Source organism: Stenotrophomonas sp. 59, from assembly GCF_030291095.1.
In the GTDB taxonomy this organism is placed as follows: domain Bacteria; phylum Pseudomonadota; class Gammaproteobacteria; order Xanthomonadales; family Xanthomonadaceae; genus Stenotrophomonas; species Stenotrophomonas maltophilia_Q.
The window spans coordinates 308,443-335,415 of record NZ_CP127408.1 but is presented as its reverse complement, the minus strand read 5'-3'; the positions used below and the strand labels follow the sequence as shown (position 1 = coordinate 335,415).

The following is a 26,973-nucleotide window of genomic DNA, read 5'->3' as shown; positions in this document are numbered from 1 at the left end:
TGTTGATGTCGATCGCTACCGGCGTGGCGGTGGCCAGCAACTACTATGCGCAGCCACTGCTGCACACCATCGCCGATGCCTTCGGCGTGCCGTTCGGCCAGGTCGGCATGGTGGTCACCGCCGCGCAGCTGAGCTACGCCGCCGGGCTGATCCTGCTGGTGCCACTGGGTGACCTGTTCGAGCGCCGCCGCCTGATCGTGGTGATGAGCCTGCTGTCGGCCGGCGGGTTGGTGATCAGTGCCTGCGCACCGTCGCTCACCTGGCTGCTGGTGGGCACCGCGATCACCGGCCTGTTCTCGGTGGTGGCGCAGGTGCTGGTGCCCTTCGCGGCCACATTGGCTGCGCCCGAGCATCGTGGCCGCGTGGTCGGCACGCTGATGAGTGGGCTGCTGCTGGGCATCCTGCTGGCGCGCACCGTCGCTGGCCTGCTTTCAAGCCTGGGCGACTGGCGCCTGGTGTACGCGATCGCTGCCGGCACCCTGGTACTGACCGCATTGGCGCTGCAGCGCGGCCTGCCGCGTTTCCACCACAGCGCCGGTCTCGGCTACTTCGCACTGCTGCGCTCGATCGGCGTGCTGTTCGTGCAGGAACCGGTGCTGCGCCAGCGCACCCTGCTGGGCGCCTGCAGCTTCGCCATGTTCGCGATCTTCTGGACACCGCTCGCCTTCCTGCTGGCACAGCCGCCCTACGCCTACAGCGACGCCACCATCGGCCTGTTCGGCCTGGTGGGTGCGGCCGGCACGCTGGCCGCCGGCCTGGCCGGGCGCATGTCCGACCGTGGGCAGACCGGTCGCGCCACCGCCATCGCACTGCTGCTGTTGCTGCTGTCGTGGCTGCCGCTGGGGCTGTCCGCACATTCGCTGCTGGCACTGCTGGTGGGCGTAGTGGTGCTCGACCTGGCCGCGCAGCTGCTGCACGTCAGCAACCAGAACCTGATCTATGCGCTGCAACCGGCGGCACGCAATCGTCTCAATGCCGGCTACATGACCGGCTACTTCATCGGCGGTTCGTTGGGTTCGCTGCTGTCGGCGCAGGTCTACCAGCGCTTCGGCTGGACCGGCGTCTGCGTGGCCGGTGCTGCCGTGGCCGTGCTGGCGCTGCTGCTGTGGCTGCCCGGCGCGCTGCGTGCACGCCAGGCTTCGATGGCCGATTAGAAGCTGCCCTGCAGCGCCAGCTCCCATCGGCCACCGGCGTTGCCGGGGAACAGGCGCTTGGCTGCGTTGTCCGTGTCATGCACGGTGGCACGCAGCTCCCACGCCGGCGTCAGCGTGGCAATGGCACTGAGCTGGCCATGCAGGTAGTCCGGTCCCTGTTCGGTGGCCAACCAGTACTGGCCCACCGCCGCTTCCAGACGGAAGCGCTCGTGCAGCGGCACACGCACACCGAGCTGGGCATAGGTACCACGATGGCCGCCGGCCAGTGCATCGTTGGAGTGCGCGACCTGCAGCCAGGCGCGCTGCTTCCAGGTCAACGTGGTGTTGAGTTCGGTCCAGTCCAGCGCGCGGCCGGTACCCGGATACAGGTAGCGCGTCAGGTTGGCGTCCAGCGTCCAGTCCGTGGCCAGCGCGCCCGACCAGCCTGCGACCAGATCGAATTCGCTGCGCGCGCCGTTGTCCGGCTTGAACGAGACATTGGAACCCCACACGCTGGCGTACCAGCCCGATGCCACCGCGACCTTCGCGCCCGCCTGTACGGCCGGGTCACCATCGCTCTGCGAGCTGCCACGCCACACGTAATCGCTGGTCAACGCCATGCTGCCGCTCACCTGCACCTGTGCCTGCGCACTGCCGATGCCGAGCAGCCCTGCCAGCGCGGCCACTACCGCCGCCATTGTCCCCTTGCTGTTCACTGCACTGTTTTCCTCGTCGAAGGCAGTCTGGCCGCCGGGACGGCAGTGTCGGGGGACTGGCCGTAACGGATCGAGGGTGCTGCCGGGCCCACAGCGCAAATTCGGCGTAAATCCCGCAGACCGGGGCCAGTTACCACCGGCGCGGTATCATGGCGCCTTGTTCAAAGGGACCAACTGCGTGGACGCCATCCTGACTCCGGTATCGATCGGCGAGCTGATCGACAAGATCACCATTCTCGAGATCAAGGCCGAGCGCATCGACGATGCCGCCAAGCTGGCCAACGTGCGCACCGAGCTGGAGGGCCTGCTGCCGTTGCTGCAGCAGCAGCTGCAGGCACAGCCGGCACTGGCCGCGCTGAAGCAGCAGCTGAAGGCGATCAACGAGCGCATGTGGGACATCCAGGACCAGCTGCGCGACAAGGAAGCGGCCCAGGTGTTCGACGATGCGTTCATCCAGCTGGCGCGCGGCGTGTACGGCACCAATGGCGAGCGCGTGCAGGTGAAGAACGAGATCAACCGCGTGGCCGGTTCGGCCTTGGTGGAAGAGAAGCAGTACCAGGGCGAGTAAGCCTGCTCATCCGCATTCGAGCAGGTGCCGGATGCGGTGCGGCAGGATGATCCGGCTCGCTAGAACGCAACAGGCCCGGCATGGGCCGGGCCTGTCGAGGCACCTTCAGCGCGCAGGCGCGCCGAGGAAGCAATTACCAGCTGAAGCGCGGGCCGACGGTGTATTCCTTGTCGCCGTGGCGGTTCATCTTCAGCTCGCCGTTCAGGCCCCAGTTCTGGTTCAGCTTGACCTGACCACCCAGGCGGCCGTACCACTGGCCGTCGATGTCGACGCCGTGCTTCTTGGCGTAGTCTTCGTAGCCGACCATGCCGTAGACCTCGGCGTGGGCACCGAAGGCGGTGCGGATACCGGCTTCAGCGCTGTAGCCGTTGAAGTCCAGGCCGTGCTTGCGATCGAACTTCTGGTAGGCAACGCGGGCAACGAAGTCGGTCGACGGAGCGATTTCGACGTTGTAGCCGGCACCGACCTTCCACTGGTCAACCTTGATGTTGGTGTGGTCGACTTCCTGACGGCTGTATTCACCGAACGCGTGGAAGTTCGGCAGGAAGCCGTAGGAACCCTTCACGCCCCAGCCGTCAGCCTTGATGCCATCGACGTCGGTCTTGGCGTAATCGGCTTCAGCGTAGTTGTACGACAGGTTCTCGGCAGCCGAAGCGGTGAACGGCAGGGCAGCGGCCAGAGCCAGAGCAATCAGCGAATTCTTCATGGGGGTACACCTTTACTTTCTTATGGTCTGCAGCAGCGCCAGGGCGCCATCGCATCGGAAATGTAAATTCTCCGTTATCCGCCACAACGCTCCCTGAAAACAGCCGTCTTCGCATTGCTGAATTTTTGGGCTTGATTCAGGCTTCGTCTGGCATACGCGCGCGGCGCGCGTGCATTCTTCTTCCAGCTTTCTCCCACCTTTCCACCGTTGTCGATCCACGGCGCCCTGGTTCGTCGGGTACTTGAAGGCCGTGCATGCGGCACGGTCCAACCGGAGGTAGGCAATGAGCTACATCGATGGTTTCGTGCTGGCGGTACCCACCGCCAACAAGGAGAAGTTTCTCGCCCACGCGCGCGCGGGCAATCCCGTCTTTGTCGAATTCGGCGCGCTTCGCGTGGTCGAGTGCTGGGGTGATGACGTACCGCACGGCAAGACCACCGATTTCTTCGGCGCGGTGAAAGCCACGCCGGATGAGACGGTGGTGTTTTCCTGGATCGAATGGCCGGACAAACCGACCCGCGACGCTGGCATGGCGAAGATGATGGAAGACCCGCGGATGGATCCTTCGAAGAATCCGATGCCCTTCGACGGCGCGCGGATGATCTACGGCGGCTTCGCGCCGATCTACGAGCTGACGCGCTGAACCCGGCGGACGCGCTCAGCGCGCGTCCGTTTCATCGCTGGCAGCAGCATGGCCGGCGCCCAGTGCGGCGCCGGCACCGAGGCCCATGCCGCCCATCCCGGCGCCCATTCCACCTCCACCTCCACCTCCACCACCGCCACCACGGCCCGCCTTGGCGTCACCGTCGTCGCGGCCCTTGCTGCCACCGCTGGTACCAGGCCGGGTCGGCCCTTGCGGAGGGATCTGCAGATCCGTCGGGATCGGCGCAAGATCCAGCGCCTCGCGCACGAAGTCGCGCAGCGAGACCACCAGTTCGTGGGTATGTACCGGACGCCCCTGCGCCAGTTCGTTGGCAGCGCGCGCGGCCAGGCGCACCTGTTCGTCGGTGCCCAGCAGCAGGATGTCCGACAGCGCGGCCTCAACGGCATCGCGGATGCGGCGCGTGCGATCCGAGCGCGGTTCGGCGATGCCTTCGATTTCTTCGCGCTGGCGCAGGTCGCGACGATGGCTGGGATCCACGCCCAGTTCGCCGGTGAACGAACCGCCCAGGGTCTTGTAGGCCGCCATCAGCGTGCGCAGCCGTTCGTTGATCTGACGGTTCTCGCGCTCGCGGCGCTGCTGCAGGGTCTGCATCACCAGCAGGCGGATGCCCACGCCCAGCAGGGTGATCAGGACCAGGCCGGCCAAGGTGGACAGCACGCCCCGCCAGGAACTGAAGTCGATACCACGCATGCCCGGGGCTCCGGCGGGAAGAACCTGCATCTTGCCCCAGACCGCGTCCCAGAAACGCGAAAGGCCCCACCACCCCGGGGGTGGCAGGGCCTTCGGTCACGGCGCGATTACTTGCGCTTGGCGACCTTGCGCACGGCCTTGGCCGGTGCCTTCTTCGCGGCAGCCTTCTTGGCCGGCGCCTTCTTGGCGGCAACCTTCTTCAGCGGTGCAGCCTTCTTGGCGACGACCTTCTTGGTCGCGGCGACCTTCTTGCCGACAACCTTCTTGGCAGCAGTGGTCTTCCTGGCAACGGCCTTCTTGGCGACGGCAGCCTTCTTGCCGACAACCTTCTTGGCGGCAGTGGTCTTCTTGGCAACGGCCTTCTTGGCGACGGCAGCCTTCTTGCCGACAACCTTCTTCGCAGCCACAGCCTTCTTGCCGGCGACCTTCTTGGCGGCGACGGTCTTCTTGGCCACAGCCTTCTTGGCGGTGGCGACCTTCTTGCCGACAACCTTCTTGGCGGCCGCGGTCTTCTTGGCAACGGTCTTCTTCGCGACAGCGGCCTTCTTGGTGGCGGCCTTCTTCACGGTGGCAACCTTCTTGCCGGCAGCCTTGGTGGCGGCCTTCGTGGTCTTCTTGGCAGCGGCGGCCTTCTTGGTCACGGCCTTGCCTGCAGCCGCCTTCTTCTTGGCCACTTCCTTCTTAAGGGCAGCGGCTTCGGCCTTGGCGTTCTTCTTGGCGGCTTCCAGCTTCTTCTTGGCCTTGGCAACAGTCTTGCCGACCGACTTGGCAGCCTTTTCGGCCTTCTTGGCAACGGTCTTCTCGACCTTGGCCACGGCCTTCTTGGCCTTGGCAACGCGGGTACCGGCAGCCTTGGTGGCACGCTTGACGGTCTTCTTGACCGACTTCACTGCGTCTTCGGCAGCGTGGGCGATGGTCTCGCCAACGTTGGTGGCGGTTTCTTTGACGTTCTCGACGGCGTCGGTCACGACCGACACACCATTACCGTTGCTCATGTTGCCCTCCTGCGGGCCTTAAGTATCAAAACGGGGCGATGCTATACCGACATTGACGATCGTGGAACGGGGCATGCGCCAGCAATCGCATCTGCTGCGACGGCGATGGTGTAGTCGACCACCCCCTTCGGTGTGGCAGGTTTTCAGGAAACCCCTTTTTTTAAGGACTGTGCCACGCCAACCACCGGGTTCATCGACGACGCCGCGCGTACCTGCGCACGTGCAGCGACAGGCATGCGTTGTGGCGCAGTGCGGCACCTCCCTGCGCGGAACTGCGCAAGTATCCGACTGTGTCCGCGCGGCGAAGGGTGGCTTTCAGAGGTGTCCTGATCACCCCGATGGGTGCCACCGCGGATCCGTTGCCCGGCTCTGGACCCACTGTTCGCGGACGTGTTTTTCATGGCGCATTTATCCAGATCGCGACACACTCATTCAGCTTGTTTTACCGTAGAGCCGAACCGACCCCATTCCCGCCTGCGAACCGACCCCCATGCGACCGCTACCTACCCTGCTTACGCTCGCAATCGCCGCCGCCTTCGGTGGCTTCGTTGCCACCGGCATCAACGCCCACCTGGACAACCGTGCCGATGCCGCGCCGCTTCCAGCGGTGGTGCCGACCATGGCGGCACTGCCGGCCGCAGTGGCCGGGCAGCAGGTACCGTCACTGGCGCCCATGCTGGAGAAGGCGATGCCGGCCGTGGTCAGCGTCAATACCAAGCAGGTGGTGCGCGTGCGCAACCCCTTCTTCAACGACCCGTTCTTCCGGCGCCTGTTCCCGGACATCCCGCAGGAACGCATCAACGAATCGCTGGGCTCGGGCGTGATCATCGACGCCAAGGAGGGCCTGGTGCTGACCAACCACCATGTCATCGACAACGCCGATGACGTGCAGGTGACGCTGGCCGATGGGCGTACGGTCAAGGCGGAGTTCCTCGGTTCCGACCGCGACACCGACATCGCGCTGATCCGCATTCCGGCGCAGAACCTGACCGACATCAAGCTCGGCAACAGCGACCAGCTGCGGGTAGGCGACTTCGTGGTGGCCATCGGCAATCCGTTCGGCTTCAGCCAGACGGTCACCTCCGGCATCGTCTCGGCGGTGGGCCGCAGCGGCATCCGCGGGCTGGGCTACCAGAACTTCATCCAGACCGACGCATCGATCAACCCGGGCAACTCGGGTGGCGCGCTGGTCGACCTGCAGGGCCAGCTGGTCGGCATCAACACCGCCAGCTTCAACCCGCAGGGCAGCATGGCCGGCAACATCGGCCTGGGCCTGGCGATTCCGTCGAACCTGGCGCGCAGCGTGGTCGACCAGCTGGTCAAGCACGGCGTGGTGGTACGCGGCACGCTGGGCGTGGAAAGCCAGAACCTGACCGCGCAGATCGCGCAGGGCCTGGGCCTGGGCGAAACCCGCGGTGCGCTGATCACCCGCGTGCTGGCCGGTTCGGCCGCCGCCGCAGCTGGCCTGAAGCCGGGCGACGTGGTGGTGTCGGCCAATGGCCAGCGCGTGGACAGCGCCGAAGCCCTGCACAACGTGGAAGGCTTGGCGGCGGTCGGCAGCCCGTTGACGCTGGACGTACGCCGCGAAGGCAAGCCGCTGCAGATCAAGGCGACACTGAAGGAACAGGCACGCGCGGTCACCGGCGACAGCCTGGACCCGCGCCTGGGCGGGGCCACCTTCGTCGACCTGCCCGAGTCGCTGCGCCAGTCAGGCGCCAACGGCGTGCTGGTCAGCGAGGTCAAGCGCGGCAGCCGCGCCGCCAGCAACGGCCTGCAGCAGGGCGACATCATCACCGATGCCACCGTGGGTGAATTCGCCGACCTGGCCAGCTGGCGTGCCAACTTCCAGCAGCGCCCGCCGACGCTGGTGCTGCGCGTGCTGCGCAACAATGGCCAGCAGCAGGGCCAGCTCGTGATGCGCTGATCGCCCTGCCGTAACACCCCCTATACCCCGGCAATGCTATTGCTGTCAGTCCAGGTCGGCACCGCCGACTCCCGTTCCCCCATCGCAACAGGAGTGATTCGATGAGCCCCACCAATACCGAGAACCTGAAGGAACACCTGGGTGAAGCCGGTTCCCACCTGAAGCAGGCCGCTACGGCCGCCGGCGGTGCGATCAAGGGTGCAACCGGTGCAGCGACCGACGAGCTTCGCATCGGCAAGGCCAACGTCAAGGCTGAATTGTCCGACAGCGCGCTGTCCGGCCTGGCCGCCGCCGAGTTCGGCGGTGCCGCCGCCAAGGAACAGGTCGATGCGCTGATGGACAAGGGCAAGGACCTGATCGACAGCGCCGCCGAACTGATCCGCGAACGTCCGCTGGCCTCGTTCGGCGTCGCCTTCGCTGCCGGCTGGATCATCGCCAAGCTGGCCCGCGGCAGCAGCGACAAGTAAGCCGCAGCGTGAGCGAAGACAACACGCAAGCGCCTGATCCGGCGGCCACCCCGCCGCTGGATGAGAGCATCCGCCAGGTCGGCGCGGCCGGTCGTGCCGCTGCCGATTCGGCCAAGCACACGGTGCGTTCGCTGCGCCGGCTGGCCTCGGCCGATTTCGCGCTGGCACGCAGTGCGTTCGGTCGTGCGCTGGCCTGGGCCGGCGTGGCGATCGTGTTCGGTGCCTCGGCCTGGCTGCTGATGGCCGCCACCCTCATCGCGCTGCTGCAGAGCTGGGGCCTGAGCTGGCTGCAGGCCCTGCTGATCACCTCCCTGCTGAGCCTGGCCGTCACCGGCTATGCGATCTGGCGGGTGTCCTACTTCTTCCACCACACCGGCATGCATGCCACCCGGCGCCAGCTGTCACGCCTGGGCCTGTTCGACGAGCCCAGCGAAGACGACCCCGATGCCGGCGTGCAGCTGCCCGAGGGCAAGCCATGAAGTTCGGCGCGCTGCAGCGGCGGGTGAAACGCTGCGAACAGGTGGTGACCGTGCGCCTGGGCGAGACCCAGGACCACTGGTCCACGCTCAGCCAGGTCTGGCGACAGGGTTGGTCGCCGCTGCGCATCGTGGTGGTCGGCCTGGCCGGTGGCTTCATCGCCGGCAAGCTGGAAGTGCCGGGCAAGGTCAACGGTGCCCGCTGGCTGCAGATGGTCGGTTCGGTCTCGAACCTGTTCGCCAGCGCGCAGGCGGCATTTGCCACGGCGATGGCGGCGCAGGCCGCGGCCACTGCCGACGACGCGGCCGAGGAAGCCGACGAGGCCAGCGAACAGGCTCAGGCAGCAACGTCGGCGACCGCCGAGCGACCTGCGCCGGCAGCGCGGCCCGTGCCCGAACCGGAACTGCGCGAACCGCGGCCGGCCGAAGCGGCCACCGAGCTGTCCGAACGTTGATTCATGTAATCCGCCGCGCCAATCGCGGCCGGCGGATAATGCGCTCCCCTTTCCGGCTGATGCGTCGATGAGCGAGTCCCTCCTGTCCCCGTCACCGGCCGGTCCCGAACAACCCGACGCACCGCTGCCCCCGCCGTCACGTCCGCGCGGGCCGATGTCGCTGGTGGTGCTGGCGACCCTGGCAGTGGGCTACACGCTCTGGGCTGCGCAGGACATCATCCTGCCGGTGCTGCTGGCGATGTTCTTCGCGCTGGTCGGCAATCCGATCCTGCGCCTGCTGCAGAAACTGTGGATTCCGCGTGCACTGGGTGCGCTGCTGATCCTCGGTGCCGGCTTGGGTGTGACCGGTTCGCTGGCCGTGCAGCTGATCGGCCCGGCCATGGACTGGGCTCAGGAAGCCCCGCAGCAGCTGCGCAAGGTGGCGCGCCAGGTGCAGGACCTGACCAAGCCGGTGCAGCAGGCCAACCAGGCGGCGGAGAACTTCGCCCGCGTGGCTGGGGGTGACAGCAACCACAAGGTGCAGGTGATCCGCACCCAGATGGACGACCCCTACCGCATGCTGACCCGCGCGCCACGGCTGGCCGCCTCGGTGCTGGCGGTGGTGCTGCTCACGCTGTTCTTCATGATCTATGGGCAGAGCCTGCAGCGCGCGGCCATCGCCCTGTTCCCGAACCGCCAGCAGCAGCGATTCACCAGTGACATCCTGCGTTCGATCGAGCGCGAGGTCTCGCGCTATGTGCTGACCATCAGCGTTATCAATACGCTGGTCGGGTTGGTGTTCGCTGGCGTGCTGATGCTGTTCGGCATCGGCCTGCAGGAGGCGTTGCTGTGGGGCACGGTGGCCGCACTGCTGAATTTCGCCCCCTACGTCGGCCCGCTGATCGGCGTGGCGCTGATGCTGCTGATGGGCTTCGTCGAGTTCCGCGACCCGCTGCAGGCCCTGCTGCCGGCCGCCGCCTACCTGGCCCTGCACACCCTGGAAGGGCAGATGGTGACCCCGATCGTGCTGGGCCGTCGCATGAAACTGTCGCCACTGGTGCTGATCCTGGCACTGATGGTGTTCGGCTGGGCCTGGGGCATGATCGGGCTGCTGCTGGCGGTGCCCCTGCTGGTCTGCATCAAGCTGGTACTGGCGCGGCTGGACGGTATGCAGGGCTGGGCGCGGCTGCTGGAATAGCGGCATCAGTAAATGATGGACGCAGATGGCGGAACCCGAATCAGGGACGAAGTGGCAGACTATGCCCCCTTTTTTCGGATGGATCCGTTCGGATGATCTCTTTCGCCACGCGTTGCCTCGCCCTGGCCTGCCTTGCTGCTCCCGCGTTCGCCGCCGCGCCCCCCACTGCCGAGCAGGCGCGCACCCAGCTCGCCGAAGCAGTCACCTGCAAGCGGCACCTCACGACCAGGCAGTTCGACGCCATGGCCCGGCTGCTGGCACCGGCCCCGGCGCGGGCGCAGAACGGCGAATCCAGCGGCGAGTTCCGGCTGACCACGCCCTTGATGGTGCTGGGCCAGCCGGTGAACCAACTGCAGTCGTATGACGGCGACAGCGGCGAGGACGGCATCGACAGTTTCACCGCGTACTTCAGCTCGGCCAGCGTCGAACAGATTGCGGCACTGGCGAAGATGTCCGACCCGGTGGCGGGCACCTATACGAAGGAAGTGGGCCGGCACAACCTGGATGTGCAGCAGTTCGACGGCCAGACCACCATCGCCTGTTCCTACAACCTGCGCTGACCCGGCCCAGCCCAGCGCCCCTCCCGCCCGCCGCGCCGCATGAAAGCCCGCGCGGGCAGGGGTAGAATGGCGGGGTGAATTTCCCCGTCCAAGCCATCACCCTCGACCTTGACGACACGCTGTGGCCGTTCGCTCCGATCGGCGCCCGCATCGAACAGGTCCTGCACGCGTGGATGTGCGAACACAGCCCCGCTACCGCCGCGATGTATCCGGTGGAGGCAATGCGCGAACTGCGCGAACGGCTGTACCACGCCCATCCGCACCTCCATCACGACCTGAGCGCGCTGCGCCGGCTGACCCTGCACGAAGCCCTGCACACCAGTGGTGCCAGCCTCGATCTGCTGGAACCGGCGTATGAAGTGTTCTACGCCGCGCGCAACCAGGTGGAGTGCTATCCCGATGCGATCGACGCGCTGGCACGCATTGCCGCACGGGTACCGGTGGCGGCGCTGAGCAACGGCAACGCCGACCTGGAGCGGATCGGCCTGGCCCATCATTTCGCCTTCCAGCTGGGTTCGCGCGAACACGGCGCGGCCAAGCCCGAAGCCAGCATCTTCCATGCCGCGTGCACCCGCCTGGGTGTGGCACCGGCACAGGTACTGCACGTCGGCGACCATGCCGACATGGACGTGGCCGGGGCGATCGCCGCCGGCCTGCGCGGCTGCTGGATCAACCGCGACGCAGCCACCTGGACCCATCCGCAGCTGCAGCCGGACCTGCAGTTCGACACCCTTACCGGCCTGGCCGACTGGTTGGACGCCAACCTCGACGCCGCCGCACCCCGGAGTATCTGACGCATGAGCGAGATCACTGGTTTCACCGCCGACACCGCCGCGGCGCTGCCGCTGTACGTGCTGGACCGCGAGCAGTTCGCCGCGTGGAAGGACAGCCAGCCGGCTGCCACGCAGGCATGGCTGGCATCGCAGGGCTTCAACGCCGGCGCCCACAGCGTGGCGCTGCTGCCGGGCACCGATGGCCTGGGCGGTGCCGTGATGGGCGTGGGTGATCGTGGCGATGCCTACAGCTATGCGCATGCGCCGCATGCATTGCCGGAAGGCAGCGTCTGGCAGCTGGCCAATGAACTGCCGGCCGCCGAACTGGCGCTGCTGCAGCTGGGCTGGGGCCTGGGCAGCTACCGCTTCGACCGCTACCGCAAGCGCAACCGCGCACCGGCGCAACTGGTGGCTGCACCGTCCGGCGAAGTGGCCGACCTGATCGCCGCCAGCCTGCGCGTGCGCGACTGGGTCAACACCCCGACCGAAGACATGGGCCCGCAGCAGCTGGAAGACGCCGCGCGCGCACTGGCCGATGCACATGGTGCACAGGTCGATGCGATCACCGGCGATGAACTGCTGAAGCAGAACTTCCCGGCCATCCACGCCGTCGGCCGCGCTTCGCACCGTGCGCCGCGCCTGGTCGTGCTGCGCTGGGGCAAGGAAACGGACCCGGCGCTGGTGCTGGTCGGCAAGGGCGTGTGCTTCGATACCGGCGGCCTGGACATCAAGCCCGCCGACGGCATGCGCAACATGAAGAAGGACATGGGCGGCGCCGCACACGCGCTGGCCTTGGCCGGCCTGGTGATGGCGCGCGGGCTGCCGGTGCGCCTGACCCTGCTGGTGCCGGCGGTGGAAAACGCGATCGGTCCGGATGCCTTCCGCCCGGGCGAAGTCATCGCCACCCGCAAGGGCCTGAGCGTGGAGATCGACAACACCGACGCCGAGGGCCGCGTGATCCTGTGCGACGCGCTCACCTTCGCCGGCGAGCAGAAGCCGGACCTGGTGCTGGACTTCGCCACCCTCACCGGTGCCGCGCGCATCGCACTGGGCCCGGACCTGCCGGCACTGTTCAGCAATGACGATACGGTGGCCCAGCAATGGCTGCAGGCCGGCGACGCCACCCGCGATCCGGTCTGGCGCATGCCGCTGTGGCGCCCCTACCTGCGCTACCTGAGCAGCGGCATCGCCGACCTGGCCAACGCCGGTTCGCGCATGGCCGGCTCGGTGACCGCCGCGCTGTACCTGGAACGCTTCCTGGAAGACGGCCAGCGCTGGGCGCACCTGGACGTGTATGCCTGGAACGACGGCGAACGCCCGGGCCGCCCGGCCGGTGGCGAAGCCCTGGCGCTGCGCTCGGCATGGGCGATGCTGAAGGCGCGTTACAGCTGATCGGGTGGGTGCCGACCTTGGTCGGCACGCCGTACCCGGCCCGACCGCCGGGGCAGGCATGGGATGGGAGCGGCCCGTGCCCGGGCACCGGCACCGGCGCGGTAGAGTCGACTGTTAGTCGACTCCTATTGAAATCCGACTGCTCTTCAAACCGACTGCTCTTCAATTGGAACCGGCCGTGAAAACCCCGCGCTGCGCGCGCGAGTCGACTGACAGTCGACTCTACCGGGGCGTTGGCAGGGCTGGAAGTTTGACGAAAAATTGAATTTCGGCCGCGGCCGGGTTCTGCGAGGATGTGTGGGTCGACCACCCACACGCTCCGTGAAGGCAGGACTCCGACCATGTCGCTCTTCCGCTACACCCGCGCCGGCCAGACGCCGGGCGCACCGCGCAGGCATTCGCCGCTGCTCTGGATCGCACTGATCGCACTCATTCTGGGTGCCGTCGCGCTGACCTTCGCTTGGCTGGCCGGCTGGATCGGCGGTCGCCTGACCGCGCAGCGCTTCACCGACACCATCGAGGCCACCGGCCCGGCCCACCCCGGGTTCCGCCGTGCGCACAGCAAGGGCATCTGCGTAAGCGGTTGGTTCGAACCCAGTGCGCAGGCGCCCACCCTGTCCAGTGCACGAGTATTCTCGCAGCCCCGCGTGCCGGTGATGGGCCGGTTGTCGATCGGCGGTGGCGATCCCTATGGCGCCGACAACACCGCACGCGTCCGCAGCCTCGCGGTGCAGATGGTCAGCGACGATGGCCAGGAATGGCGCATGGCGATGAACAGCTTCCCGTTCTTCGCGGTGCCCACGGCCGAAGCGTTCTACGAGCAGACGCGCGCCTCCATTCCCGACCCGGCCACCGGCAAGCCGGACCCGCAGAAGATGGCGGCAGTGCTGGCGAAATATCCCAGTGCGCAGGCGTTCCAGCAGTGGGCCAAGACGGCGCCATGGACCAGCAGTTGGGCCGACACCACCTTCAACAGCGTCAACAGCTTCTGGTTCACCAATGCGCAGGGCCAGAAGCGCGCGGTGCGCTGGCGCTGGCAGCCACAGGCGGCTGTGGTGGAGATGGATGCGGAAACGCGCAAGCAGGCCAGCGTCGATTTCCTCAGCCAGGAACTGAAACAGCGCCTGGCCAGTGGCCCGGTGCGCTGGAACCTGGTCGTCAGCACCGCCGCGGCGGGTGATGCCATCGATGATCCGTCGGTGCCGTGGCCCGCGTCGCGCGATGAGGTGGTGGCCGGCGTACTCAGCCTGGACCGCATGCAGTCGCAGGAACAGGGCGCCTGCGGCCAGATCAACTTCGATCCATTGATCCTGCCCAGTGGCGTGCGCGGCAGTGACGATCCGATCCTGGCCGCCCGCTCTGCGGTGTATTCGCAGTCGTTCAACCGCCGCGAGCGCGAGCGCGCCAGCGGCAATGTCGAACAACCGAAGGAGGCCGCGCGATGAACACCCACAACGGCCACTTCAATCTGCTGGCGCGTGTACTGCACTGGACCATGGCGCTGATGATCATCGCCATGCTGTTCATCGGCGTGACCATGGTCGCCTCGCTGCACCTGCGTCCGGTGCTGATCGACCTTCACCGCCCGCTGGGCATCGCGATCCTGCTGCTGGTGCTGCTGCGCCTGTACAACCGCCTGCGCCACCGCCCGCCGCCGCTGCCCGCCGACCTGCCGGTCTGGCAGGCAATGGCGGCCAAGGCCTCGCACTGGATGCTGTATGCGCTGATGCTGGCGATGCCGTTGATCGGCTGGGCGATGCTGTCGGCCGGCGGCTACCCGATCGTGCTGTGGGGTGGCCTGCACCTCCCGCCGATCGTGCCGCACACCCCGGCGTTGTATGCCGCGCTGCGTAATGCGCACAGCCTGCTGGCGTATGTGTTGTTCGCCACGGTGCTGATGCATGTGGGTGCGGCGCTGTTCCACCTGTGGGTGCGGCGCGATGGGGTGTTCCAGGCGATGGCGCGCGGGAAGGATTGATCGCGGGTTCCCCTGCGCGGACGCATGGGTAGCGCCGGGCCATGCCCGGCGGATCGTTTCCGCGACTGCGGTGGGGTGTCACTTTTCTTTTCGCGCGAAAAGAAAAGTAACCAAAAGAAACGCGCCGCCAGAGCGCGAGCCGGTGCTGCGCACCGGTGCCCTGTGCTTCTCGGTGAATCAGGGGACGGCGCCGAACTCGCTACGCTCAAACACCGGCGCCTCTTCGCCCCTGATTCCCCTGCGATGCTCGGCTCGCTCAAGGCGGACCCAACATCAAGAGCGACAGCTGCACCCAGTAGATCCACGCCATGCGTGGATGCTGTTGCCGTTGATCTTGACCTTCCAGTCCGCCTTGAGCGAGCCGAGCACCGCAGGTCCGGCGAGGGCGAAGAGGCGCGGGTGTCTGAGCGCAGCGAGTTCCCGCGCCGTCCCTCGACGGACCGAGGAGCGCAGGGCACCGGCGTGCGAAGTACGCCGGCTCGCGGCCGGCGGAGCGTTTCTTTGGTTACTTTCTTGATGGCGCACATCCATGTGCACCACCCTGCGGGCCGGCTGCGCCGTTCCGCGCTGCTCCTGCAGCGCGGTGCACGAGCAAAGAAAGTGACACCTCTCCGCAGGCGCGGAAATGATCCGCCGGGCATGGCCCGGCGCTACCAGTGCGTCGGCGTACGCCCCCTACAACCACCCCTTCTGCCGCGCCAGCCGGTACGCCTCGATCCGGTTGGCCACGCCCAGCTTGCCGATGCACTCGGACAGGTAGTTGCGCACCGTGCCGTGCGACAGCCCCAGCTGCTCAGCAATCTCGCTGGCAGTGCGGCCCTCGCCTGCCAGCCGCAGCACGCGGCGTTCGCGATCGGTCAGCGGGTCGGCCTGCGACCAGGCGTCCAGTGCCAGCTGCGGGTCGATCGCGCGGATGCCCTGTTTCACCTTGCGCAGTGCATCGGCCAGGTTCTCTGCCGGTGCATCCTTCAACAGGTAGCCCAGCACGCCTGCTTCCAGCGCGCGGCGCAGGAAACCGGCACGAGCGAAGGTGGTCACGATCACCACCTTGATCGGCAGTTCATGGCGGGCAATACGCTGGGCCAGCTCCAGCCCCGACAGGCCCGGCATCTCGATGTCGGTGACCAGGATGTCCGGCTGCAGCTGCTGCAGCATGCGCCAGGCCGCCTCGCCGTCGGCGGCGCTGCCAAGCACCTCGATATCCGGTTCCAGCCCCAGCAAGGCCGATAGCGCGCCGCGCACCATGGCCTGGTCTTCGGCCAGCAGGATGCGGATCATGCGGCACCGTCCTGCGCCAGCGACGGCGGTGCAGCCGGTGGCAGCGGCGTGGTCGCCGCGGCCAATGGCACACGCACGGTCAGCACGGTGCCGTCGCCCCGTACCGATTGCACCGCCAACTGCCCGCCCAGTGCCGCCACGCGTTCGCGCATGCCACACAGGCCATTGCCCTCTGCCTCTACGCCGCCACGACCATCGTCGCGGATCTGCATCGCCAGCATTCGTCCTTCCAGCATGAATTCCACCCGCGCCTGCGTCGCCTGCGCATGGCGCACGATATTGGTTGCGGCCTCGCGCAGCACCAGCGCCAGGCCGCGCTCGACGTCCACCGGCATCGGCGGTGGAGGCGCGTACTGCAGGTGCACCTGCTGGCACTCCAGCAGCAGGCGCGCCGAAGCCAGTTCGCCAGCCAGGTCACTGGCGCGGATGCCGGTAACCGCGCTGCGCACCTGGGCCAGCGCTTCGCGGGCGATGTCCTCGGCTTCGCCGATCTCCTGCCGCGCACGGGCATCGCCGCGGTCGTGCAGCTTGCGTGCCAGTTCCAGCTTCAAGGTGATCAGCGACAGGGTGTGGCCCAACAGGTCGTGCAGGTCGCGGCCGATGCGCTCACGCTCGGCGGTGGTCGCCAGCCGCCGCACCTCCTCCTGCGACAGCTGCAGCGCGGCATCCTTCTCCTTGTTCACGGCCTCCACGTTCACCACCATGCCGATGATGAACGACACCGCCGGCACCCAGACCAGGCTCTGCCACGGATAGTGCGCCAGATGGGCCACCAGGTAGAAGGCCGCATTGAGCACGGCCAGCTGCAGCAGGTAGCGCCACCAGCTGCCACGCCCGCAGACCCGCAGCATCACGCAGCCAAAGATGAAGTAGCTGATGCCCGACGGGTACCAGGGCACCAGCACGATCGCCAGTGCGGTCATCGCCAATGCGTAACGTGGCGCATGGTGGCGGGGAGACAACAGCAGGCGCGCGTACAGCAGCAGGAACAGCGGATAGCTGGCCAGGGTGAAGCCCAGCCAGCGCAGCGTGTAGCCGCCGGCGAACAGCGGCGTCATGAACACCCACACCGTCCACAGCAGGTGGATGGCATCGGCCCAGGCCGGTTTGCCGCGGCGCAGGTTGTCGGCCACTGCCGAGTCCGGTGCGGGGCGCAGCAGGGGAGCAAGCCAGCTCGACGACACGGGTTGATCCAGGCGGGGACGATCGCTGCCGATCATGCCAGTTCAGCCGATCCGGCGCAGGCGGCGGCGGGCCAGCAGCAACGCCGCGAGGGTGACCGCCAGCAGCACCAGCAGGTGGCCGGCGACGCTGCCCACCGACGGCAGTCCGACCACCGGCAGCGCCAGCTGCGCCAGGTGCCAGGTCGGCCACAGCGGCGCCATCATCGAAAACACCTTGGGCAACGCCGACAGCGGCAGCCACAGCCCCGACAGCAACGCCAGCGGCAGGTAGACCAGATTGACCATCGCCGGCGCTGCGCTGGCACTGACATGGCTGCCGATCAGCAGGCCGATCGCACCCAGCGGCAACGCGGCCAGGCCCGCCACCGCCAGCAGCTGCAGCATCTGCACTGCCTGAAGCTGCACGCCACCCAGCGCGCGCGCCACGCCGATCAACAGAGCAGCCACCAGCAGCGCGAACATCACGGCCATCGCAAGTCGCGCCAGCAACGGTGCCGCCGCCGGCATCGGCAGTGCGCGCTTGAGAGTCAGCAGGCCGCCTTCACGGTCCAGCGCCAGCTGCACGCCGAAGCCGAACAGGGCCGGCGCCATCGCGCCGAACACGCAGTAGGTGGCCAGCAGGTACAGCGGTGCATGGCCGCGGCCCAACAGCACGCCGAACAACAGGTAGAACAGCACCGGGAACAGCAGCGAGGGGACGGCGAAGGCGGGAGTACGCCAGGCGCGGCGCAGCTCGGCCTGCAGTTCGGCACGGTACGGGCGCAGCGTGCGCCGCCAGGTCGATACCGGACGCGCAGCGGCGACGGTCGGATTCAGGGTATTCATGCGGCCTCCCGGGTCAGGTCGAGGAAGGCATCGGCCAGCGCCGCGCCCTGTACTTCCAGTTCGCGCAGCTGCGCATCGGCGGCCAGCAGACGGGCCACCACCGGCTCGGCCGGGCTCGCCAGCAGCTGCAGGTGCTCACCGTCGCGCTGCACCTGCTGAACCCCCGGCCAGTGCTGCACGTCGTCGGCCAGCAGCACGCTGCGGCAGCGGATGCGGCGCGGCCGGTCGGCGAGGCGCAGTTCGGCCAGCGGCGCATCGGCCAGCACCCGGCCCTGTTCCAGCACCACCACCTGCTGCGCCAGCGCTTCGGCTTCCTCCAGGTAGTGGGTGGTCAGCAGTACACCGCAGCCTTCGGCCACCAGCTGCCGGATGGCCTGCCACATGGTCTGCCGCGCCTGGATGTCCAGCCCGGTGGTGGGCTCGTCCAGAAACAGCACCCGCGGGCGGCCGCACAGCGCGATGGCGAACTGCACCGCACGCTGCTGGCCACCGGACAGCTGGCCGTAGCGGCGGCCCGCCAGCGCCTGCAGTCCGGCACGCTGCAGTACCTCCTGCAACGGCATCGGGTCGGGGTAGCAGGCACTGGCCTGGGCCACCAGTTCGTCCACCTGCAGCATCGGCGGAAGGTTCGTGCTCTGCAGCATCACGCCCAGGCCGAGGCGGCTGGCGCGCTGCTGTGGGTCGCCACCGAGCAGCTCGACCTGCCCGGCGTCGGCGCGGCGCAGGCCCAACAGCACGCTGATCGCGGTACTCTTGCCGGCACCGTTGCGGCCCAGCAATGCCAGCACCTGGCCAGCGCGGACCTGCAGGTCGATGCCATGCAGGGCGGTATGGTCGCGATAGCGCACCTGCACCTGCTGCAGGCGGGCCAGCGACGGGGCGATCGGATCCATGGGCGGTACCGGTAGCGGGGACGTTGCCATCCTGTGCCGCCGTGGTCACATTTCGCAGTTGCCGCCGTCAGTGTCATCGGATGACAGCTGTCACTGCCGTCATCGCTGTGCCTGCCTTCATGCTGTGCCGCACGCTCCACCGCCGGAACCGCCGCCGTCCGCTCTTCCGGCCACACCCGCCCGAACGTCTGTGATGGAACGAATGAACGCTTCTGCCGAGCTGTTGAAGGAACTCCGTATCGACCGCAAGTCGTCGCCGCCCGCCTCCGGTGGCAATGGCGGTGGCCGCCGCTGGCTGTGGATCACGATTGCCGTGATTGCCGTGCTGCTGGCCGCCGGCGCCTTCGCACTGTTCGGCCGCACCCCGGCCGTGGAGGTGGAAACCGCACCCGCGGTGGCCATCCAGCAGGGCAGCGCCAGCAGTTCGGTGCTTGATGCCAGCGGCTACGTGGTCGCCCGGCGCATGGCCACGGTATCGGCCAAGATCACCGGCAAGGTGCGCGAGGTGATGATCGAGGAAGGCATGCGCGTCGAAGCCGGCCAGGTGATGGCCACCCTGGACCCGATCGATGCCGATGCGCAGCGCAGCCTGTATGCCTCGCAGCTGCAGGCCGCACGCAGCCAGGTGGCCGGGCTGGAGGCACAGCAGAAGCAGGCCGCCGCCGAGGCCAGCCGGCTGCAGGCGCTGGTCGGCCAGCAGCTGGTGTCGCGCTCGCAGTACGACCAGGCCGTGGCCCAGCGCGACAGCCTGCGCGCACAACTGGACACCGCACAGCGCAACGTCAAGGTCGCCCACGACCAGCTGGCCATCGCCGACCTGGGCGTGGACAACAACGTGGTGCGCGCGCCGTTCTCCGGCGTGGTCACCGCCAAGGCGGCGCAGCCGGGCGAAATCGTCTCGCCGCTGTCGGCCGGTGGTGGCTTCACCCGTACCGGCATCGGCACCATCGTCGACATGGACTCGCTGGAAATCGAAGTCGAGGTTGGCGAGGCCTTCATCGGCCGCGTGCAGCCGAAGATGCCAGTGGAAGCCACGCTCAATGCCTACCCGGAGTGGAAGATCCCGGGCGAGGTGATCGCCATCATCCCCACCGCCGACCGCGGCAAGGCCACGGTGAAGGTGCGCGTGGCGCTGAAGGTGAAGGACCCGCGCATCGTGCCGGAGATGGGCGTGCGGGTCAGCTTCCTGGAACAGGCCCAGCCGCAGGCCGCCGCCAAGCCGCAGGGCGTGCGCGTGCCGGGCGGTGCCGTGGTCCAGCGCGACGGCGCCTCGGTGGCCTTCGTGCTGGGCGACGAGAGCCGCGTGCAGCAGCGCACGGTCCATGCCGGCCAGGCGATGGGCAAGGACCGCCAGATCCTCAAGGGCGTGAGCGCAGGTGAATCGGTGGTGGTGAACCCGCCGGACACCCTGCGCGATGGCGCCAAGGTGCAACAGAAACAAGCGCAGTAACGGCCTGGCGCCCGCGGGCGCCGCCGGCAGCACCGCTCGACGCACGCCCCCGGCCATCGCCGGCGTGATTTCCCGTTTCCCGCCTTCCGTGGAGAACCACCCATGTCGACCCTGGTTTCACTGCGCAACATCACCAAGACCTACCAGCGTGGCCCCGAGAAAGTGCAGGTGCTGCACGGCATCGACCTGGACATCGCCAGCGGCGACTTCGTGGCGCTGATGGGCCCGTCGGGCTCGGGCAAGACCACCCTGCTCAACCTGATCGGCGGCCTGGACAACCCCAGTGGCGGCGAAATCAGCATCGAAGGCGAGCGCATCGACCAGATGAGCGGCGGCCAGCTGTCGACCTGGCGCAGCCATCACGTCGGCTTCGTGTTCCAGTTCTACAACCTGATGCCAATGCTGACCGCGCAGAAGAACGTGGAGCTGCCGCTGCTGCTGACCCACCTGAGTGCCTCCCAGCGCAAGCGCAATGCCGAAATCGCGCTGACCCTGGTCGGCCTGGCCGACCGCCGCAGCCATCGTCCCAATGAACTGTCCGGCGGCCAGCAGCAGCGCGTGGCGATCGCCCGCGCGATCGTCTCCGACCCAACCTTCCTGATCTGCGACGAACCCACCGGCGACCTCGACCGCCAGTCCGCCGAGGAGATCCTGGGCCTGCTGCAGCAGCTCAACCGCGAACACGGCAAGACCATCATCATGGTCACCCATGACCCGAAGGCCGCCGAGTACGCCACGCACACGGTGCACCTGGACAAGGGCGAGCTGGCCGACGCGCCGCTGGCCCACTGACGGAGGCCACGGCGATGAAATACTTCTCGTTGGTGTGGGCGCAGCTGTTCCGCAGCCGCACGCGCACCTTGTTGACCCTGCTGTCGGTGGTGGCCGCGTTCCTGCTGTTCGGCATGCTCGACTCGGTGCGCGTGGCGTTCTCGTCCGGTGGCAGCGTGGAAGGCGCCAACCGCCTGGTGGTGGCCTCGCGGCTGTCGATCACCCAGTCGCTGCCGATCCGCCTGGAAACCCAGATCCGCCAGGTGGCCGGCGTGCGCGATGTGGCCTACGGCATGTGGTTCGGCGGCATCTACCAGGACCCGAAGAACTTCTTCCCGAACTTCTCGGTGTCGCCCAACTACTTCGATGTCTACCGCGAACTGCAGATCGAGCCGGCGCAGCTGGAAGACTGGAAACAGACCCGCACCGGCGCGATCGTCGGCGAATCGCTGGCCAAGCAGTTCGGCTGGAAGATCGGCGACACCATCCCGTTGCAGGCGACGATCTTCCCGCGTGGCGGCAGCAACGACTGGCCGCTGGAGCTGAAGGGCATCTACCGCTCCAAGGACCGTGCGCTGGCCGCCAATGAAGAACGCCAGTTGATGATGAACTGGAAGTACTTCGATGAATCCAACGACTACATCAAGAACCAGGTGAGCTGGTACACGGTGACGCTGGACAATCCGGATCATTCCTCGCGGGTGGCGCAGGCCATCGATGCAATCTCGGCCAACTCCGACCACGAGACCAAGACCCAGACCGAATCGGCGTTCCAGCAGGCCTTCGTCAAGCAGTTCGCGGACATCGGCATGATCGTCACTTCGATCATGGGCGCGGTGTTCTTCACCCTGCTGCTGCTGACCGGCAACACCATGGCCCAGGCCGTGCGCGAGCGCGTGCCCGAACTGGCCACGCTGAAGACGCTGGGCTTCAAGGACAGCACCGTGCTGACCCTGGTGATGGTGGAGTCGGTGCTGCTGATCGGCCTCGGCGGCCTGATCGGCATGGGCTTGGCCGCGCTGATCCTTCCGGCGATCGGGCCAAAGAGCATGGGCATGCTGCCGCCACACGTACCGACGCCGACCTGGCTGATGGGGCTGGGCCTGATCGTGGTGATCGGCATCATCGTCGGGCTGCTGCCCGCGCTGCGTGCCAAGCGCCTGAAGATCGTCGACGCACTGGCCGGCCGCTGAGGAGGACACCGACATGTTCAAGAGCAAACTCAAGAAGTGGCTGGGCAACGGCGTGACGGTGCTGCTGCTGGTGATCGGCCTGGTGCTGTGGATCAGCCTGCCGTGGATCGGCGTGCTGGCCGTCGCCGTGCTGGTGGCCTTGTGGCTGCTGCTGACCCGTGGCGGGCGGCTGGCACTGGCGGCCACCCGCATCGGCGTGGCCAGCCTGCCGCAGCGCTGGGGTGCGTCCTCGGTGATCGTGGTCGGCATCGCCGGCGTGGTCGGCGTGCTGGTGGCGATGCTGGCGATGGGCGAAGGCTTCCAGGCCACGCTCAACAATACCGGCGATGACACCACCGCCATCGTGCTGCGCGGTGGCTCGCAGGCCGAGACCAATTCGGTGATCACCCGCGAACAGGTGCCGACGCTGTCCACCCTGCCCGGCATCAGCCGCGATGGCGAAGGCCGGCCGCTGCTTTCGCCGGAGCTGTCACAGGTGGTCAACCTGGTTTCCAAGTCCGACGGCACCGACGTCAACGCGCAGTTCCGCGGCGTCGGCCCGCAGGCGTGGGCCGTGCATGACAAGGTCAAGATCATCGAAGGCCGCAGGTTCGCCACCGGCCTGCGCGAGATCGTGGTCGGCCAGGGCGCCAGGGGCCAGTTCCGCGACATGGACGTGGGCAGGACGCTGACCCTGGGCAACCAGACCTGGACCGTGGTCGGCGTGTTCGCCACCGGCGATGCACATGATTCGGAACTGTGGACCGACGCCGATACGCTGGCCACCACCTACCAGCGCAGTGCGTGGCAGTCGATCAGCGTGCGTACCGATGGCAAGGCCGGCTTCGAGCAGTTCAAGGCGGCGGTCGCCGCCGACCCCCGCCTGAAGCTGGACGTGGAAACCACCCGTGTCTACTACAGCAAGCAGGGCGGCGGGCTGACCAAGCTGATCGACATCCTCGGCAAGGTGATCGGCACGATCATGGCGGTGGGTGCGGTGTTCGGCGCGCTCAATACCATGTATGCCGCTGTTGCCACGCGTGCGCGCGAGATCGCCACCATGCGCGCGATCGGCTTCCGTGGCCTGCCGGTGGTCACCGCGGTGATGCTGGAGACGATGCTGCTGGCGCTGCTGGGCGGCCTGCTGGGGTGTGCGGTGGCGTGGCTGCTGTTCAATGGCTACAGCGTGTCCACCATCGGCAGCAACTTCAGCGCGGTGGTGTTCAAGTTCCATGTTTCGCCGGAACTGTTGTGGACCGGCCTGAAATGGGCACTCGGCATCGGCCTGGTCGGTGGCCTGTTCCCGGCGCTGCGCGCGGCACGTTTGCCGATCACCACGGCGTTGCGCGAAACCTGAGCATCGCGCACGGATTGAATGGACGTTCTGCAGGGGGACGGAGCGAAGGCTCCGTCCCTTTCATTTTGCGCGTCATCCACGCATGGCGTGGATCTACTGATGCGGTGCATCGCATGTGAGGTCGTGTAGATCCACGCCATGCGTGGATGAAGGCGTGCGCACACACGTCACTACAGATCGCGGCAACGCAGCCGCTATCGATGCCTCTGCCCATCGCGCACGCAACGTGCGTGACGCTGCGCACATCGCATCTGTGGATTGTTGGTTGCGATTCATCTTCGCGCACATTCAGCAGCATGGCGACAAACAGTTACGAATGGAAACACTCTAGAATCCCGGCCCCCACGTTGGTTTGCAGCACCCCACGCGCCCACAGAACGGACGCTTGTTTTCCTGAAACACGAGATGTCACGGATGTCCCTGAAAACCACTCCGCTGCGCAACGCGATCGTCATCGCGCTGGCCGCCAGCTGCACCACCCCCGCCTTCGCACAGAGCGCCGGCGATACCCCGACCAACCTCGACCGCATCGAAATCACCGGCTCGCGCATCCGCCAGGCCAGTGTCGAGACCGCACAGCCGGTCGTCGCGCTCAGCCGCGCCGAGATCGAGAAGAAGGGCTACATCAACGTCGCCGACATCCTGCAGGACGTCACTGCAGCCGGCGCACCGAGCCTGAGCCGCTCGTCGTCGCTGAGTTCTTCGCGCGACTTCGGCGGCACGTACGTCAGCCTGCGCAACCTCGGCCCGGAACGCAGCCTGGTGCTGATCGACGGCCGCCGCATGGGCGTCAGCGCCGGCGGCTACTCCGACCTGGCTTCGATTCCCTCGGCGATTGTCGAGCGCGTGGAAGTGCTGACCGACGGCGCATCCGCGCTGTATGGCTCGGACGCCATCGCCGGTGTGGTCAACATCATCACCCGCAAGAACTTCGACGGTGGCGAAGCCAGCGTCTACGTCGGCCAGTACGGTGAAGGCGACGGCCAGAAGCGCTCCTACAGCGCCACCTTCGGCAAGACCTTCGACCGCGGTTGGTTCAGCGTCGGCGCCGAGCGCACCAAGGAAGACGAGATCCTCGGCAGCGAGCGCGAGTTCAGCCGTTACCCGGGTGGCCCGCGCCATCCCGACGACATCAAGGCACTGAACCAGACCACGCAGTGGGGCAGCGTCACCGTCGACGGCAAGTCGCTGACCGTGGGCCCGGGCGGCGACCCGAGCCAGAAGGGCAATTTCCACACGCCCAATCCGGCCGACGGTGCCAACACCAAGACCAACATGAGCCTGCTGAGCGGCCTGGAGCGCACTTCGGTGTTCGCCAACGGTGGCTTCTCGATCACCGATGACCTGCGCATCGTCGCCGACGCGCTGTACAGCAAGCGCGAGTCGACCAAGCACCTGGCCGGCTACCCCTACTCGGTGTCCACCGCACAGGCCCGCAACGGTTCCCGTGCCGCCCTGTCCAAGGACAGCGCGTTCAACCACTGGGGCCAGGACGTGCTGTTCTCGCACCGCACCGAAGAAATGCCGCGTGCGACCGAGAACAACCTGGACACCAAGCGCGCCAGCATCGGCCTGGAAGGCAGCTTCGAAACCGGTTCGCGTTACTGGGACTGGAACGTCAGCTACATGTACAACCGCAATGAAGGCGAGCGCATCGGTACCGGCAGCATGTACCAGCCGCACGTCGACCTGGCGGTCGGCCCGTCCTTCATGGATGGCACCGTGGCACGCTGCGGCACCCCGGGCGCGGTGATCGCCGGCTGCGTGCCGTGGAACCCGGCCGCGCCGATGGGCTATGCGGGCCCGGGCTCGCTGAGCAACCAGGACGTGCAGGACTACCTGTTCACCCGCTTCGTCGACAAGATGAAGAGCACCACCAAGGTCGCCAGCGCCAACATCTCCGGTTCGGTGTTCACCCTGCCGGCCGGCGACGTGATGGCCGCGATGGGCTTCGAGCACCGCAGCGAAGAAGCCAGCTACACCCCGGACCTGATGGTGCAGAAGGGCCAGATTGCCGGCACCACTGGCCAGCCGACCCGTGGCGACTACTCGCTCAACGAGGTCTACCTGGAGCTGCAGGTACCGCTGCTGGCCGACATGCCGTTCGCGCGTGAACTGTCGCTGGACCTGGCCGGCCGCTACACCGACTACAACACCTTCGGTTCGACCACCAACAGCAAGTTCGGCCTGAAGTGGAAGCCGATCGACAGCCTGCTGGTGCGCGCGACCTATGGCACCGGCTTCCGTGCGCCGACCGTGGACGACCTGTACGGCGGTGCGGTGAAGAGCCGTGATTCGTTCACCGATCCGTGCGATACCTCGTTCGGCATCGCTGCCAGCAGCTCGACCGTGGCCGCACGTTGCCAGGCGCTGAAGGTGCCGGCGAACTTCCGCCAGCAGACCGCGTCGGAAGGCAACGTCGCCAACCGTCCGGGCCAGCAGGGCATCGCCGATTTCGACTCCGGTTCCAATGCGAACCTGAAGCCGGAAACCGCCAAGACCTGGACCGTGGGCCTGGTGTACAGCCCCGAGTTCGTGCCGGGCCTGGACGTCAGCCTGGACTGGTGGAAGATCCGCATCGACAACGCGATCGTGGGCGAGTCGGCCACCGACATCCTCAACCAGTGCTACGTGCAGGGCGTGGATTCGGCCTGCGGCCGCTTCACCCGTTCCACCAGTGCCAAGACGCTGGGCCAGGTGACGTCGCTGGACCGCTCGCTGGTCAATGCGGGTTACCGCGAAACCGCCGGCTATGACTTCAGCCTGCGTTACCGCCTGCCGGAAACCGCGTTCGGCCGCTTCGCCGCCACCTGGAACACCACCTACACCGACTACCTGGAGCAGCGCAACGACAGCGCCGCCACCACGCCGGTGGAGCAGAAGACCGGCTGGCAGGGCAACTTCCGCGTCCGTTCGACCTTCAACCTGGATTGGCAGTACGGCGACCTGGGCATCGGCTGGACCGCCCGCTACTACTCGGGCATGAAGGAAGCCTGTTCGTATGACCTGGCCGGTGGCCCGGACTGCAACATGGCCGGCTTCGTCTCGCCGTACACCGATGCGCAGCCGAGCCGCAAGGTGGGCTCCAACACCTTCCACGACCTGCAGGTGCGCTACAGCCTGCCGTGGGACGGCACCGTGTCGCTGGGCGTGAACAACGTCTTCGACCACCAGGGTCCGATCATGTACAGCCAGCCGAACAGCAGCTTCACCTACTACGGTGGCTTCGACATCGGTCGTTTCATGTACATGAAGTACCAGCAGCGCTTCTAAGCCTGCAACCGCGTTCCCGCCACCGCCATCTCTCTCTCCTGGCGGTGGATGGAAGCAGAACGGCGCCCCTCGGGGCGCCGTTCTTTTTTTGCCGGA

26 protein-coding genes are annotated in these 26,973 nt (G+C 67.2%); 18 read left to right on the top strand and 8 right to left on the bottom strand.

Annotation, left to right across the window (positions count from 1 at the left end):
- Positions 1–5 precede the first annotated feature (5 nt).
- Positions 6–1,154 carry an MFS transporter gene (locus QP552_RS01465; RefSeq protein ID WP_343125585.1) on the top strand — a complete coding sequence of 383 codons (1,149 nt, stop codon included), beginning with the start codon at positions 6–8 and terminating at the stop codon, positions 1,152–1,154.
- Here the strand turns inward: QP552_RS01465 and QP552_RS01460 are convergent.
- Positions 1,151–1,849, bottom strand: a complete 699-nt coding sequence (locus tag QP552_RS01460; RefSeq protein WP_286074771.1) for a TorF family putative porin — start codon at positions 1,847–1,849, stop codon at positions 1,151–1,153. The genes QP552_RS01465 and QP552_RS01460 overlap by 4 nt on opposite strands.
- A 178-nt stretch (positions 1,850–2,027) precedes the next feature.
- On the opposite strand from QP552_RS01460, the gene QP552_RS01455 reads away from it, so the two are divergent.
- Positions 2,028–2,417 carry a DUF6165 family protein gene (locus tag QP552_RS01455; RefSeq protein WP_106550850.1) on the top strand — a complete coding sequence of 130 codons (390 nt, stop codon included), beginning with the start codon at positions 2,028–2,030 and terminating at the stop codon, positions 2,415–2,417.
- A gap of 133 nt (positions 2,418–2,550) precedes the next feature.
- Here QP552_RS01455 and QP552_RS01450 read toward each other — a convergent pair whose 3' ends face one another.
- Positions 2,551–3,123 (bottom strand): Ax21 family protein, encoded by a 573-nt coding sequence (locus QP552_RS01450; RefSeq protein WP_005407747.1) that lies wholly within the window; start codon positions 3,121–3,123, stop codon positions 2,551–2,553.
- Between the two features lie 283 nt (positions 3,124–3,406).
- Between QP552_RS01450 and QP552_RS01445 the strand changes: the two genes are divergently transcribed.
- The gene (locus tag QP552_RS01445) at positions 3,407–3,766 is read left to right on the top strand and encodes a DUF1428 domain-containing protein (protein WP_106549870.1); all 360 of its coding nucleotides are present in this window, start codon (positions 3,407–3,409) and stop codon (positions 3,764–3,766) included.
- 15 nt (positions 3,767–3,781) lie between these two features.
- Here QP552_RS01445 and QP552_RS01440 read toward each other — a convergent pair whose 3' ends face one another.
- Positions 3,782–4,477, bottom strand: coding sequence for a hypothetical protein (locus QP552_RS01440; protein WP_286074769.1), 696 nt, complete (start codon positions 4,475–4,477; stop codon positions 3,782–3,784).
- Between the two features lie 107 nt (positions 4,478–4,584).
- Entirely contained in the window at positions 4,585–5,472 is an 888-nt protein-coding gene (locus QP552_RS01435) for a histone (RefSeq protein ID WP_286074768.1), read from the bottom strand.
- 490 nt (positions 5,473–5,962) lie between these two features.
- On the opposite strand from QP552_RS01435, the gene QP552_RS01430 reads away from it, so the two are divergent.
- From QP552_RS01430 to QP552_RS01385, 10 genes are all read left to right on the top strand, one after another.
- Positions 5,963–7,396, top strand: a complete 1,434-nt coding sequence (locus QP552_RS01430) for a Do family serine endopeptidase (protein WP_106549873.1) — start codon at positions 5,963–5,965, stop codon at positions 7,394–7,396.
- Positions 7,397–7,497: 101 nt separating this feature from the next.
- Positions 7,498–7,863 carry a hypothetical protein gene (locus QP552_RS01425; RefSeq protein ID WP_004153835.1) on the top strand — a complete coding sequence of 122 codons (366 nt, stop codon included), beginning with the start codon at positions 7,498–7,500 and terminating at the stop codon, positions 7,861–7,863.
- Positions 7,864–7,871: 8 nt separating this feature from the next.
- Positions 7,872–8,342, top strand: a complete 471-nt coding sequence (locus QP552_RS01420) for a phage holin family protein (protein ID WP_099498329.1) — start codon at positions 7,872–7,874, stop codon at positions 8,340–8,342.
- On the top strand, positions 8,339–8,794 hold the full coding sequence (locus QP552_RS01415; protein WP_049429640.1) for a hypothetical protein: 456 nt from the start codon (positions 8,339–8,341) through the stop codon (positions 8,792–8,794). The genes QP552_RS01420 and QP552_RS01415 overlap by 4 nt, the downstream gene beginning before the upstream one ends.
- Before the next feature lie 67 nt (positions 8,795–8,861).
- Positions 8,862–9,971: an AI-2E family transporter gene (locus QP552_RS01410; RefSeq protein ID WP_111112289.1), complete on the top strand. Its 1,110-nt coding sequence runs from the start codon at positions 8,862–8,864 to the stop codon at positions 9,969–9,971.
- 92 nt (positions 9,972–10,063) lie between these two features.
- Complete coding sequence (locus QP552_RS01405; RefSeq protein WP_111112290.1) at positions 10,064–10,531, top strand: hypothetical protein; 468 nt, start codon at positions 10,064–10,066, stop codon at positions 10,529–10,531.
- Between the two features lie 74 nt (positions 10,532–10,605).
- Positions 10,606–11,325: an HAD-IA family hydrolase gene (locus tag QP552_RS01400; protein WP_106549876.1), complete on the top strand. Its 720-nt coding sequence runs from the start codon at positions 10,606–10,608 to the stop codon at positions 11,323–11,325.
- 3 nt (positions 11,326–11,328) lie between these two features.
- Entirely contained in the window at positions 11,329–12,696 is a 1,368-nt protein-coding gene (locus QP552_RS01395; RefSeq protein ID WP_286074765.1) for a leucyl aminopeptidase family protein, read from the top strand.
- A 341-nt stretch (positions 12,697–13,037) separates the two neighbouring features.
- A complete protein-coding gene (locus QP552_RS01390) occupies positions 13,038–14,141 on the top strand; it encodes a catalase family peroxidase (RefSeq protein ID WP_286074764.1) in 1,104 nt (367 codons plus the stop codon).
- A complete protein-coding gene (locus QP552_RS01385) occupies positions 14,138–14,674 on the top strand; it encodes a cytochrome b (protein ID WP_111112292.1) in 537 nt (178 codons plus the stop codon). Before QP552_RS01390 ends, QP552_RS01385 begins: the two co-directional genes overlap by 4 nt.
- Positions 14,675–15,349: 675 nt before the next feature.
- Here the strand turns inward: QP552_RS01385 and QP552_RS01380 are convergent.
- Genes QP552_RS01380 through QP552_RS01365 form a run of 4 tightly spaced genes read right to left on the bottom strand, consistent with a single transcriptional unit; the run spans position 15,350 to position 18,854 of the window.
- A complete protein-coding gene (locus QP552_RS01380; protein ID WP_005407733.1) occupies positions 15,350–15,952 on the bottom strand; it encodes a response regulator transcription factor in 603 nt (200 codons plus the stop codon).
- Positions 15,949–17,172: a sensor histidine kinase gene (locus QP552_RS01375; RefSeq protein ID WP_111112293.1), complete on the bottom strand. Its 1,224-nt coding sequence runs from the start codon at positions 17,170–17,172 to the stop codon at positions 15,949–15,951. The genes QP552_RS01380 and QP552_RS01375 overlap by 4 nt, the downstream gene beginning before the upstream one ends.
- A gap of 6 nt (positions 17,173–17,178) precedes the next feature.
- Complete coding sequence (locus QP552_RS01370) at positions 17,179–17,961, bottom strand: ABC transporter permease (RefSeq protein WP_111112294.1); 783 nt, start codon at positions 17,959–17,961, stop codon at positions 17,179–17,181.
- Positions 17,958–18,854: an ABC transporter ATP-binding protein gene (locus QP552_RS01365; RefSeq protein WP_286074763.1), complete on the bottom strand. Its 897-nt coding sequence runs from the start codon at positions 18,852–18,854 to the stop codon at positions 17,958–17,960. The genes QP552_RS01370 and QP552_RS01365 overlap by 4 nt, the downstream gene beginning before the upstream one ends.
- Before the next feature lie 202 nt (positions 18,855–19,056).
- Here QP552_RS01365 and QP552_RS01360 point away from each other — a divergent pair, with 202 nt between their 5' ends.
- The 5 genes from QP552_RS01360 to QP552_RS01340 all read left to right on the top strand — a co-directional run bounded on the left by QP552_RS01360 (position 19,057) and on the right by QP552_RS01340 (position 26,877).
- Positions 19,057–20,304, top strand: coding sequence for an efflux RND transporter periplasmic adaptor subunit (locus QP552_RS01360; RefSeq protein ID WP_286074762.1), 1,248 nt, complete (start codon positions 19,057–19,059; stop codon positions 20,302–20,304).
- A 102-nt stretch (positions 20,305–20,406) separates the two neighbouring features.
- Complete coding sequence (locus QP552_RS01355) at positions 20,407–21,096, top strand: ABC transporter ATP-binding protein (RefSeq protein WP_106549885.1); 690 nt, start codon at positions 20,407–20,409, stop codon at positions 21,094–21,096.
- 14 nt (positions 21,097–21,110) lie between these two features.
- Entirely contained in the window at positions 21,111–22,268 is a 1,158-nt protein-coding gene (locus QP552_RS01350; RefSeq protein ID WP_106549886.1) for an ABC transporter permease, read from the top strand.
- 13 nt (positions 22,269–22,281) lie between these two features.
- The gene (locus tag QP552_RS01345) at positions 22,282–23,604 is read left to right on the top strand and encodes an ABC transporter permease (RefSeq protein WP_286074761.1); all 1,323 of its coding nucleotides are present in this window, start codon (positions 22,282–22,284) and stop codon (positions 23,602–23,604) included.
- Positions 23,605–24,018: 414 nt separating this feature from the next.
- Complete coding sequence (locus tag QP552_RS01340; protein ID WP_286074760.1) at positions 24,019–26,877, top strand: TonB-dependent receptor; 2,859 nt, start codon at positions 24,019–24,021, stop codon at positions 26,875–26,877.
- The last annotated feature ends 96 nt before the right edge of the window (positions 26,878–26,973 follow it).